The 10,532-nt window shown below is 69.3% G+C and carries 11 protein-coding genes and 1 pseudogene; 4 read left to right on the top strand and 8 right to left on the bottom strand.

Going from position 1 to position 10,532, the window contains the following annotated elements:
- Positions 1–58: 58 nt before the first annotated feature.
- Both ACWCXB_RS12675 and rlmN read right to left on the bottom strand, forming a co-directional pair.
- Positions 59–1,159 carry a thiamine ABC transporter substrate-binding protein gene (locus ACWCXB_RS12675; RefSeq protein ID WP_450721928.1) on the bottom strand — a complete coding sequence of 367 codons (1,101 nt, stop codon included), beginning with the start codon at positions 1,157–1,159 and terminating at the stop codon, positions 59–61.
- A 232-nt stretch (positions 1,160–1,391) separates the two neighbouring features.
- Complete coding sequence (gene rlmN / locus ACWCXB_RS12670; protein ID WP_450721926.1) at positions 1,392–2,498, bottom strand: 23S rRNA (adenine(2503)-C(2))-methyltransferase RlmN; 1,107 nt, start codon at positions 2,496–2,498, stop codon at positions 1,392–1,394.
- Between the two features lie 269 nt (positions 2,499–2,767).
- On the opposite strand from rlmN, the gene ACWCXB_RS12665 reads away from it, so the two are divergent.
- Both ACWCXB_RS12665 and ACWCXB_RS12660 read left to right on the top strand, forming a co-directional pair.
- A complete protein-coding gene (locus ACWCXB_RS12665) occupies positions 2,768–3,109 on the top strand; it encodes a DUF6233 domain-containing protein (RefSeq protein WP_450721924.1) in 342 nt (113 codons plus the stop codon).
- A complete protein-coding gene (locus tag ACWCXB_RS12660) occupies positions 3,106–3,345 on the top strand; it encodes a hypothetical protein (protein WP_450721922.1) in 240 nt (79 codons plus the stop codon). Before ACWCXB_RS12665 ends, ACWCXB_RS12660 begins: the two co-directional genes overlap by 4 nt.
- Before the next feature lie 104 nt (positions 3,346–3,449).
- On the opposite strand, the pseudogene ACWCXB_RS12655 reads toward ACWCXB_RS12660, so the two are convergent.
- Positions 3,450–3,763 (bottom strand): annotated as a pseudogene (locus ACWCXB_RS12655) (YciI family protein); the annotation flags it as partial.
- A gap of 108 nt (positions 3,764–3,871) precedes the next feature.
- On the opposite strand from ACWCXB_RS12655, the gene ACWCXB_RS12650 reads away from it, so the two are divergent.
- Positions 3,872–4,687, top strand: coding sequence for a hypothetical protein (locus tag ACWCXB_RS12650; protein WP_450721920.1), 816 nt, complete (start codon positions 3,872–3,874; stop codon positions 4,685–4,687).
- A 109-nt stretch (positions 4,688–4,796) separates the two neighbouring features.
- On the opposite strand, the gene ACWCXB_RS12645 is transcribed toward ACWCXB_RS12650, so the two are convergent.
- From ACWCXB_RS12645 to rpsB, 5 genes are all read right to left on the bottom strand, one after another.
- The gene (locus ACWCXB_RS12645) at positions 4,797–5,939 is read right to left on the bottom strand and encodes a phosphatidate cytidylyltransferase (RefSeq protein WP_450721918.1); all 1,143 of its coding nucleotides are present in this window, start codon (positions 5,937–5,939) and stop codon (positions 4,797–4,799) included.
- A complete protein-coding gene (frr, locus tag ACWCXB_RS12640) occupies positions 5,939–6,496 on the bottom strand; it encodes a ribosome recycling factor (protein ID WP_450721916.1) in 558 nt (185 codons plus the stop codon). Before frr ends, ACWCXB_RS12645 begins: the two co-directional genes overlap by 1 nt.
- A gap of 202 nt (positions 6,497–6,698) precedes the next feature.
- A complete protein-coding gene (gene pyrH, locus ACWCXB_RS12635) occupies positions 6,699–7,481 on the bottom strand; it encodes a UMP kinase (RefSeq protein ID WP_450721914.1) in 783 nt (260 codons plus the stop codon).
- A 158-nt stretch (positions 7,482–7,639) separates the two neighbouring features.
- Positions 7,640–8,476, bottom strand: a complete 837-nt coding sequence (gene tsf, locus ACWCXB_RS12630) for a translation elongation factor Ts (protein WP_450721912.1) — start codon at positions 8,474–8,476, stop codon at positions 7,640–7,642.
- Between the two features lie 95 nt (positions 8,477–8,571).
- Positions 8,572–9,450, bottom strand: coding sequence for a 30S ribosomal protein S2 (gene rpsB, locus ACWCXB_RS12625; protein WP_450721910.1), 879 nt, complete (start codon positions 9,448–9,450; stop codon positions 8,572–8,574).
- Positions 9,451–9,709: 259 nt separating this feature from the next.
- Between rpsB and ACWCXB_RS12620 the strand changes: the two genes are divergently transcribed.
- Entirely contained in the window at positions 9,710–10,528 is an 819-nt protein-coding gene (locus ACWCXB_RS12620) for a M23 family metallopeptidase (RefSeq protein WP_450721908.1), read from the top strand.
- Positions 10,529–10,532 lie beyond the last annotated feature (4 nt).

The raw sequence follows: 10,532 nt of genomic DNA, 5'->3' as shown, positions 1-10,532 counted from the left end.
GCGTTCCCGCGGAGTGTCCTGCGTGCTCCGGCACGCCTGTCCGAGTCGGAACGCCTGGTTACTTCAGGACGAGCGAGGACCACGACTGGATCCACTGGTCACGGTTGTCGGCGATCTTCTCCGGCTCCATGGTCTGCGGCTTGTCGACCGCGGCACCGAACTCGGTGAAGAGCGCGGGCACCTCGGCGTCGTTCACCACCGGGTTCACGAACATGTTGAGCGGCATGTCCTCCTGGAACTTCTTGCTGATCAGGAAGTCCAGCAGAGCCTTGCCGCCCGCCTCGTTCTTCGCACCCTTCAGCAGGCCGGCGGCCTCGGTCTGGCGGAAGCAGGTGCCGGTGGCGACACCGGTCGGCGCTTCCTTGGGCTGCGGCTTCGCGTAGAGCACCTCGACCGGCGGGCTGGAGGCGTACGAGACGACGAGCGGCCGGTCGCCCTTGGCCTCCTTGCCGCCCGCGGAGCCCGAGAACTCCTGGCTGTAGGCGAGTTCCCAACTGTCGACGACCTTGACGCCGTTCGCCTTCAGCTTCTTCCAGTAGTCCTGCCAGCCCCCGTCGCCGTACGCGGCGGCCGTGCCGAGGAGGAAGCCGAGACCGGGTGACGAGCGCTCGGCGTTCTCGACCACCAAGAGGTTCTTGTAGGCCGGCTTGGTCAGGTCGTCGAGGGTCTGCGGCGGGGCGAGCTTCTTGTCGGCGAAGTACGCCTTGTCGTAGTTGACGCAGATGTCGCCGGTGTCGATCGGCGTGACCCGGTGCTTGTCCTTGTCGAGCTGGACGGCAGCGGGGACCCGGTCCAGGCCCTTGGCCTGGTACGGCGTGAAGAGGTCGTTGTCGAGGGCCCGGGAGAGGGTGGTGTTGTCGACGCCGAAGAACACGTCGCCCTGCGGGGAGCCCTTGGTGAGTATCTCCTTGTTGAGGGCCTCGACGGCGTCACCGCTCTTCAGCACCTTGACCGTGTATCCGGTCTGCCGGGTGAACTCCTCGAGCACCGCCGGGGTGGCGCTGAAGGAGTCGTGGCTGACGAGCGTCACGGTCTTCGACGCCTTGCCGGAGTCCGAGCCGGACGATGCGTCCGTCGACTCCCCGCCGCAGGCCGCGAGCGTGCTGACGCCGAGCGCGGCGGCCACGGCCGCGACCGTGATCTTCTTGGTGTTGCTCACTGACATTCCTCCTGGGTGTGACCAGGAAGAGACGCGGCCCTGCCCGGATCCCGCGTACGGAATCCGGGCAGGGCGCAACAGCTTGAGTAACGTCCGAACTTCCTACCCCGAATGACCGGGGCGAGGTTCAGAGGGTCTGCGGTCTGACGGTCACCGCACTCTCAGCGCTGTGGCGCTCCCCTGTCGGAATATGCAAATGTTCGAGCTCAGATTACACGGGGTCACACGGGGGTCATCGCTCGGAAGCCGCAAGCTGTCCGCATGCTCCGTCGATCTCCTGACCGCGTGTGTCCCGAACGGTCACGGGCACTCCGTGGGCGGCGATCGCCTCGATGAACGCCTTCTCGTCCTCGGGGCGGGAGGCCGTCCACTTCGATCCCGGCGTCGGGTTGAGCGGGATGAGGTTGACGTGCACCCGCTTGCCCTTGAGCAGTCGGCCGAGCAGGTCACCACGCCACGCCTGGTCGTTGATGTCGCGGATCAGGGCGTACTCGATGGAGATCCGCCGACCGGACTTCTCCGCGTACTCCCAGGCGGCGTCCAGCACCTCCCGCACCTTCCAGCGCGTGTTCACCGGCACGAGGGTGTCGCGCAGCTCGTCGTCCGGGGCGTGCAGGGAGACGGCGAGGCGGCACTTGAAGCCCTCGTCGGCGAACCGCAGCATCGCCGGGACCAGGCCCACGGTCGAGACGGTGATCCCGCGCTGCGAGATACCGAGGCCGTCCGGCTCGGAGTCGGTGAGCCGGCGAATGGCGCCGACGACCCGCTTGTAGTTGGCGAGCGGCTCCCCCATGCCCATGAAGACGATGTTGCTCAGCCGGGCGGGCCCGCCGGGGACCTCTCCGTCACGCAGGGCCCGCATGCCGTCCACGATCTGGTGCACGATCTCGGCGGTCGACAGATTGCGGTCGAGTCCGGCCTGGCCCGTGGCGCAGAACGGACAGTTCATACCGCAGCCGGCCTGCGAGGAGATGCACATCGTCACCCGGTCCGGGTAGCGCATCAGGACCGACTCGACGAGCGTCCCGTCGTGCAGTCGCCACAGCGTCTTGCGCGTCGTGTCCTCGTCGCAGGAGATGTGCCGCACGACGGACATCAGATCGGGCAGCAGCTCCGAGGCGAGCCGCTCGCGCGCGGCCGCCGGGATATCGGTCCACTGCGCGGGGTCGTGCGCGTACCGCGCGAAGTAGTGCTGCGACAGCTGCTTGGCGCGGAACGGCTTCTCGCCGATCGCGGCGACGGCCTCCTTGCGCTCGGCGGGCGTGAGGTCGGCGAGGTGCCGCGGGGGCTTCTTGGCTCCGCGGGGGGCGACGAAAGTGAGTTCTCCGGGCTTGGGCATGGTTCATCAAGTGTCGCAGACGGAATCCGGTGGCCTGCGTCCGTCGGTGACGGCGGCAGTCGTCACTCGACGTTGTCGGTCACTGCAGGGCGATCTCGGACGGCCCAGGACGTCCCGGCGCGGTGGGCGTTGTGGCTGGCCAGCGGGCCGACCGAGCGATCCGGGCGCGATCCGCTGCCGCGCCTCGCGGCCCCACTGGGAGGCAGCGCCCTTCCCTGTGCAGGCAGGGCGCTGTCACCAGGGCCACAGTCGGCACTAGAATCGAACTCGTGTCCGAAAAAGTGCCGCGTCTGGAGCGCCTGCGCAGCGTCCGCGAGTGGCTGGCCTGGCAGCTGCGCCGCACCGACGAGACCATCGCGGATCTGGAGCGTCAGGAGGTAGCGGCTGCACGTGCCGCGCGCACGGCGGCCCCTCCTCAACCTGGGTGGAAACTCGCGATGCGGCGAGCAGGCGGTAAGTCCACGCCTGACGCCGTCCACGCCGGCGACTGTGGCATGGCCGGACAGCACACGAAGCCGCTCGCGCGCGAGCAGGCCCTCCGCGCCATCACCGAGGACGGCATCCCAGCGTGCCCGTACTGCCGCCCCGACACCGACCTCGGCGTGCTGTGAACCACACACCGCCGCAGCCTGACGACGCGGCCACTGCTCCGATCGTCGTCCACCGCGCCACGGGAACCAACGGCCGCCGGGTCACGATCCGCACCCAGCCCACCGGCCTGGCCCACAGCGACGCCGACCTGATCGAGTTCCTGCGCCGCGCCGGCCTGCCGGACGCGGAGCTGCTGGACGACCCGCACTGGGTGGCGTGGCAGGGCGGGCGACCCCACGACTACGGCACGGACTGACCCTGCCGCGGAGCGCGCTTCCAGCCGCCTGTTGCGAAGACGGCCTTCGGCGGACGCGCGAGTCGTCCGCCTCGTCGCACGCCACTCTTGTGCGTGGATGGAGGCCAGTGGTCCGGATGGACCTGCAGGAAGCGCTTGGTCCACTCCACTGCCTCGGCCTCGGCTGGAGGAGGGCGTAACCGCCGACGCCGATGACTTCCTTGCTCTCGGTGAAGGGCCCGTCCGTGAACCTGAGCTTGCCGCCGGACCAGTTGACCCGGGTGCCCTCGGAGGTCGGGGCGAGCCCGGCCGTCTCGAGCATGACCCCGGCCTTGGTGATCTCCTCGAGCAGCGCTCCCATGCGCTGCTCGAACTCGGGGCCGGGGTCGTCGAAGGGGGCATTCCCGTCGATGCGGATCATCGTCAGGCAACGCGGCACACGCGCCGCGGGCTGCGCCTCCCTCACGTCGCGCCCACCGGCCCCGGAGGTCAGGCTGGAAGGACGTCAGGCTGGAAAGCGGTAGTGCGTGATCCGGGAGGCTCTCGTATGAACGCCGTGGCAGACTCCGCAGGGGGCAGATACCTGGCCGGCGCGCTCGAGAGTCCGGTCGTCGGGATGGCTCCCTGGATCATCTTCTCGGTCCTCGTGGGCCCCGGACGTTTCGAGGTTGCGGTGGGGCTCGCGCTCGCGGCCTCGCTCGTACTGATCATCGCCGGGCGGATCGTGCGCCCCCGGAGCTCGCTCAAGATCCTTGAAGTGGCGGACCTGGTGTTCTTCACCGTGCTGACCGTCGTCGGGGCCTTCGCCAGCGAGGCGACCCACCTCTGGCTGGAGACGTACGCGGGCGAGCTCTCGAACATCGCCCTGGCCGTCATCGCCTTCGGCTCCATGGCGGTGCGGGTGCCCTTCACCGTCCAGTACGCCAGGGAGCGGGTCGACCCCGCGTACTGGAACTCGCCCGCCTTCCTCCGCACCAACTATGCGATCACCGGCGTGTGGGGGCTCGCCTTCCTGGTGGCCGCGATCGCCGGTGGCTACGGCGATCTCGTCCTGCACAACCCGGACAACATCTGGACCGCGTGGATCATCCAGATCCTGGCGATCGTCGCCGCGCTGCGCTTCACCGATTGGTACCCGGACTACGTGCGGGCCAGGGCACGCGGAACCGGGCCGGCTCCGTCCGTCAACGGGCTGTTGCTGCCACTGGCCGGGCTGCTCGTCCCCGTGGGAATCGCCGTGCTGATCTTCGACGACGCCGGAACCTGGCTCGGAGTGGCTCTGATCGTCGTGGGCGTGCTGGCGGCCAAGGCTCTGAAGGGGGACAGCAAGACGCGGTCGGACGACGCATCCCGGGCGAGCTGATCACGCGGAGTACGACGAGGGAAGCTGCGTGGCCGGCCGCGCGGCAAGCGGCGAGGGGCTCACCGCCCGCAGGCGGTGAGCCCCTCGTCGTACGGCCGTGCCGGTGGCGTCAGCCGGAGCCGACGAAGATCACCAGCAGCAGCCACACCACCGGCGCCGTCGGCAGCAGCGAGTCCAGCCGGTCCATGATGCCGCCGTGCCCCGGCAGCAGCGTGCCCATGTCCTTGATGCCGAGGTCCCGCTTGATCATCGACTCGCCCAGGTCGCCCAGGGTCGCGCTGGCGGCGACCGCAAGGCCGAGCAGCACGCCCTGCCACCAGGTGCCGCCGTCGATCAGCAGCGGCATGCAGAGCGCGCCCGCCGCCATGCCGAACGTCACCGCTCCGACAAGACCCTCGCGGGTCTTCCCGGGACTGATGCGCGGCGCGAGCTTATGCTTGCCGAAGCGCCAGCCGATCGCATAGGCGCCGGTGTCGCTGACCACAGTCAGCAGCAGGAAGGTGAACACGCGCTGCGGCCCGTCGTCGGCGGTGAGCATCATCGCGACGAACGTGGCGAGGAACGGTACGTAGAACGCGGCGAAGAGGCCCGCGGTGACGTCCTTGAGGTAACCCTCGGGCGGTTCGGTCATCCGCCAGCCCAGCACGGCCAGCGCGGTGAGCGCCATGGCGACCCACGCGCCCTCGGCGCCCCGTACATAGCCGGCCACGACCATCGCCGCGCCGCCCACCGCGAGCGGCACGAGGGGGGCCTTGATGCCCTTGCGCTCGTCGAGCCGGGAGGTCAGCTCCCACAGGCCGACGACCACGGCGACGGCGATGACGCCGACGAACACGGCCTTGACGATGAAGAGGGACGCGATGATCACGGCGCCGAGCCCGGCACCGACGCCTATGGCAGCCCGCAGATCCCGGCCGGCGCGCTTCTTCTGCGGCGGCTGCGAGGGCTGCGACGACTCCGGCGGCTCGGACGCCGCAGGCGGCGGAGGGGTGGGCATGGGCTCCTGCGGCATCTCGTCGCGGAACAGGGGGCCACTCCACCGAGCGGCCCCCCGGTCGCGGTCCTCGCGGTCTTCTGCGTCTCTACCTGCGTCGGGAACGTCCGGCACCGGCACGGCGGGCATGGGCCGAGTGTGCTGGGCGCCATGCTCATCGTAAGCGGGACCCGCCGGGGCGGCCCCCTGGTCGGGCGGCCCCCAGTAACCGGGGCTGTAACCCGCGCTCGGCGGGGCCCCCCAGGAAGAGTCGTTCATCAGACCTCGAGCAGCTCGGCTTCCTTGTGCTTGAGCAGCTCGTCCACCTGCGTCACGTGCTTCGCGGTGGTGTCGTCGAGCTCCTTCTCCGCGCGGCGGCCCTCGTCCTCGCCGACCTCGCCGTCCTTGATCAGCTTGTCGATGGCCTCCTTGGCCTTGCGGCGCACGGAGCGGATCGAGATCCGCGAGTCCTCGGCCTTGCCCTTGGCGACCTTGATGAACTCGCGGCGGCGCTCCTCGGTGAGCTCGGGGAACACCACTCGGATGATGTTGCCGTCGTTGCTCGGGTTGACGCCCAGGTCGGAGTCCCTGATCGCCTGCTCGATGTTGCGCAGCGCGCTCTTGTCGAACGGAGTCACCACGGCCATCCGGGGCTCGGGCACCGAGAACGAGGCCAGCTGGTTGATCGGTGTCAGCGCACCGTAGTAGTCGGCCACGATCTTGTTGAACATCGCCGGGTGCGCACGCCCGGTGCGGATCGCGGCGAAGTCCTCCTTGGCGACCACGACGGCCTTCTCCATCTTCTCCTCGGCCTCGAGGAGGGTCTCTTCGATCACCACTTGCTCCTGCGTGTCTTGAGTAGGCCCGGCGTGTACGCGTGTCGGTCAGTTGGCGTGTCGGTCAGCTTGGCGCTTGCGAGTCCGCGTGACGAATACGAGTACGAGGCCGGCGAATCTTGGCGGCGCGTTCCCCCTGCACGGTGTCCGACCGGCAGGGCTTTGTCCATCCCCACTAGGGGCTAGCGGGCGGTCGCCCGGATCAGACCCGGGTGCCCTGGGCGCTCACGAGCGTGCCGATCTTCTCACCCCGGACCGCCCGGGCGATATTGCCCGGGGCAAGCAGTTCGAAGACGAGGATGGGCAGCTCGTTGTCGCGGCAGAGGGTGATGGCGGTGGCGTCGGCAACCTTGAGGTTGCGGGTGATCACCTCGCCGTACTCCAGCGCGTCGAACTTCACGGCGTCCGGATTGGCCTTCGGGTCGGAGTCGTAGACCCCGTCGACCCCGTTCTTGCCCATGAGGAGGGCCTCGGCGTCGATCTCCAGGGCGCGCTGGGCGGCGGTGGTGTCGGTGGAGAAGTACGGCATGCCCATACCGGCGCCGAAGATGACGACGCGGCCCTTCTCCAGGTGGCGCACGGCTCGCAGCGGGATGTACGGCTCCGCGACCTGCCCCATGGTGATGGCGGTCTGGACGCGGGAGTCGATGCCCTCCTTCTCCAGGAAGTCCTGGAGCGCGAGGCAGTTCATGACCGTGCCGAGCATGCCCATGTAGTCGGAGCGCGCCCGGTCCATGCCGCGCACCTGGAGCTCGGCGCCGCGGAAGAAGTTGCCACCGCCGATGACGATCGCGATCTGTGCGCCGTCACGGACGACCGCGGCGATCTCCCGTGCGATGGCGTGTACGACGTCGGGATCGACGCCCAGACCGGTACCGCCGGAGAAGGCTTCACCGGACAGCTTCAGCATGAAGCGGCCGGCCTTCTTGCCGGTGTGGTCGCTTTTGTCGTCGGCTGCCGGATTGGCGTCCGCGCCCTTGTTCATGGAGATCTCCTCGTGCACATACGAAGAAGGCCATTGCCGGTGGGTGCTGGTGTCCCTGCGGCAATGGCCTCCTCGTCTGATCTGCGGTCGTCCGACGTCTACGCGGCCGACGACTGCTGGGAAACCCTAGCGGGCTCCCGTGTCGATCGCGTACCGGCTCAGATGCCGACCTTGATGCGCGAGAAGCGCTTCAGGGTGACACCGGCCTCGTCCAGGATCTGCTGGACGGACTTCTTGTTGTCGAGCGCGTAGGGCTGGCCAAGGAGGGTGGCCTCCTTGAAGAAGCCGTTGACGCGGCCCTCGACGATCTTGGGGAGGGCGGCCTCGGGCTTGCCCTCGGCGCGCGTGGTCTCCTCGGCGACGCGACGCTCCGACTCGACGACCTCGGCCGGGACGTCCTCACGGGAGAGGTACTTCGGCGCGAAGGCGGCGATGTGCTGCGCGACGCCCTTGGCGATCTCGGCGTTCTCCTTGTCGAGCTCGACGAGAACACCGATCTGCGGGGGCAGGTCGGGCATGGTGCGGTGCATGTACGCCGTGACGTAGGCGCCGGAGAACTGCGCGAAGCGGTCCAGGACGATCTTCTCGCCGAGGTTGGCGTTGGCCTCGTCCACGTACGCCTGGACGGTCTTGCCGGGCTCGATCTCGGAGGCGAGCAGCGCCTCGACGTCCGCCGGGTTCGTCTCGGCGACGTGGGTGGCCAGAGCGTTGGCGACGGCCTGGAACTTCTCACCCTTGGCGACGAAGTCCGTCTCGCACTTCAGCTCGAGGATGACACCGGAGGTGTTGTCGTCGGCGATCAGGGAGACGACGGCGCCGTTCTCGGCGGAGCGGCCCTCGCGCTTGGCCACACCCTTCTGGCCCTTGATACGCAGAGCCTCGACGGCCTTGTCGACGTTGCCCTCGGCCTCGTCGAGCGCCTTCTTGCAGTCCATCATGCCCGCGCCGGTGAGCTCGCGGAGCTTCTTAACGTCAGCGGCGGTGTAGTTCGCCATGTCTGTGAATCTCTCTGAAGTCGAAGGTCGAACGATCTACGGGCCGACGGCGGGGGCTTCATGGGCCCCCGCCGTCAACTTCCGAACCTGGAGTGTCAGGCCTGCTCGGCGTCCGCAGCCGGAGCCTCGGCCGGGGCCTCGGCAGCAGCCTCGGCCGGCTTCTCGGCCTCGGCGGCCGGGGTCTCGTCGGCCTTCTTCTCGCCCTCGAGCAGGTCGCGCTCCCACTCGGCCAGCGGCTCGCCCGCGGCCTTGTCGCCCGGCTTCGAGTCACCGGTGGCGACGCCGGAGCGGGCGATGAGGCCCTCGGCGACGGCGTCGGCGATCACGCGGGTGAGCAGCGTGACGGAGCGGATCGCGTCGTCGTTGCCCGGGATCTTGTAGTCGACCTCGTCGGGGTCGCAGTTGGTGTCGAGGATCGCGACGACCGGGATGTGGAGCTTGCGCGCCTCACCGACGGCGATGTGCTCCTTCTTGGTGTCGACGATCCAGACGGCGCTCGGCACCTTCTGCATCTCGCGGATACCACCGAGGGTCTTCTCCAGCTTGGTCTTCTCGCGGGAGAGGACCAGGAGCTCCTTCTTGGTGAGGCCGGAGGCGGCCACGTCCTCGAAGTCGATCGCCTCGAGCTCCTTCAGACGCTGAAGGCGCTTGTAGACGGTGGAGAAGTTGGTGAGCATGCCGCCGAGCCAGCGCTGGTTGACGTAGGGCATGCCGACGCGGGTCGCCTGCTCGGCGATGGCTTCCTGCGCCTGCTTCTTGGTGCCGACGAACATGATGGAGCCGCCGTGGGCGACGGTCTCCTTGACGAACTCGTAGGCGCGGTCGATGTACGACAGCGACTGGAGCAGGTCGATGATGTAGATGCCGTTGCGCTCGGTGAAGATGAACCGCTTCATCTTCGGGTTCCAGCGACGGGTCTGGTGACCGAAGTGGACGCCGCTCTCCAGCAGCTCCCGCATCGTGACGACGGCCATGGCCGTATCTCCTTGAGTTCTCGGTTGTGTCCTGACGCCCCGACGCGCCGTGCCACAAGGGACCGAGGGGCGCGGCCACCGACCGAGGTTGAGGCTGGTGGCGGGGCGTGCGAAGTCGACCCGGTGACCCGGATCGCCAGAAGAAGTGTACGGGACCGGCGCAGTGCCGGGTGACGGCGCTGTCCACAACCGGCCGGTTGTCCACAGATCCGGACCATGATCAGCGGGATGGGGCGGTGGTGCGGGACGGTCCTGTGCCATGAAACGTGTCGTGAAATGCGTACGTGTCGCGACGGTGACCGTGGTGGCGGTGGCCGTGGGGACGGCGTTGCTGGTGCTGCTCGGGGGAGGGGCGGCGTGGGCAGGCACATGGCCGGTGGGGCCGCCGCGGCCTGCGGTGGTCCGGGGCTGGGAGCCGCCGGCGACGCCGTACGGGCGAGGGCACCGCGGCGTGGACCTGGCGGCGCCGCCGGGCACAGAGGTACGGGCGGCCGCGGCGGGCCGGGTGTCGTTCGCGGGGGCGGTCGCCGGGCGAGGGGTCCTGTCCATCACCCTGTCGGGTACGGGCGACCCTCCTTTGCGCACGACGTACGAGCCGGTGCGCCCGCTGGTCCGCCCGGGCACCGAGGTGGCCGCGGGGCAGGTGGTGGCCGTCGTGCCGGAGGGCCCGTCGCACTGTCCGCAGGGCTGTTTGCACTGGGGGCTTCGCCGCGGGGACGCGTACCTCGATCCACTGTCGCTGCTGCCGCCCTCACAGCTGCGCCGGGGCCTGTCCCGGCTGCTCCCGGTCTTCGGGGTGCCGGTGCCGGTGCCGGTGGCGGAGTCGGAGTCGGAATCGGAACCAGGGCCGGCGCAGGGGGTCGAGGCCGTGGCCGCGGAGGCGGAGGCGGGGGCGGGGGCGGAACCGGTCCAGGCGTTGGCATTGGCCGTGGCAGCGGTCTGGTTCCACCGGGTGCGTAGGCGCACGGGCGAGCGCGACGACCGGGGTCGTGGGCGACGCGGCCAGAAGGACGGTAGTGGCGCGGATCCGCCCTCGGCGTCCGACGGCGGGGCGGCGGATTCGCCCCTACGCGAGTGACCCC

Source organism: Streptomyces sp. NPDC001514 (genome assembly GCF_053597075.1).
Note: the sequence above shows the minus strand (reverse complement) of the source record. Positions and strands in the feature narration are given on the sequence as shown.

What these genes read in the sequence shown, in the direction of transcription:
- rlmN (WP_450721926.1), bottom strand. Translation starts at nt 2,498, where the DNA reads ATGCCCAAGCCCGGAGAACTCACTTTCGTCGCCCCCCGCGGAGCCAAG.
- ACWCXB_RS12650 (WP_450721920.1), top strand. Translation starts at nt 3,872, where the DNA reads ATGAACGCCGTGGCAGACTCCGCAGGGGGCAGATACCTGGCCGGCGCG.
- ACWCXB_RS12645 (WP_450721918.1), bottom strand. Translation starts at nt 5,939, where the DNA reads ATGAACGACTCTTCCTGGGGGGCCCCGCCGAGCGCGGGTTACAGCCCC.
- pyrH (WP_450721914.1), bottom strand. Translation starts at nt 7,481, where the DNA reads ATGAACAAGGGCGCGGACGCCAATCCGGCAGCCGACGACAAAAGCGAC.
- tsf (WP_450721912.1), bottom strand. Translation starts at nt 8,476, where the DNA reads ATGGCGAACTACACCGCCGCTGACGTTAAGAAGCTCCGCGAGCTCACC.
- rpsB (WP_450721910.1), bottom strand. Translation starts at nt 9,450, where the DNA reads ATGGCCGTCGTCACGATGCGGGAGCTGCTGGAGAGCGGCGTCCACTTC.
- ACWCXB_RS12620 (WP_450721908.1), top strand. Translation starts at nt 9,710, where the DNA reads ATGAAACGTGTCGTGAAATGCGTACGTGTCGCGACGGTGACCGTGGTG.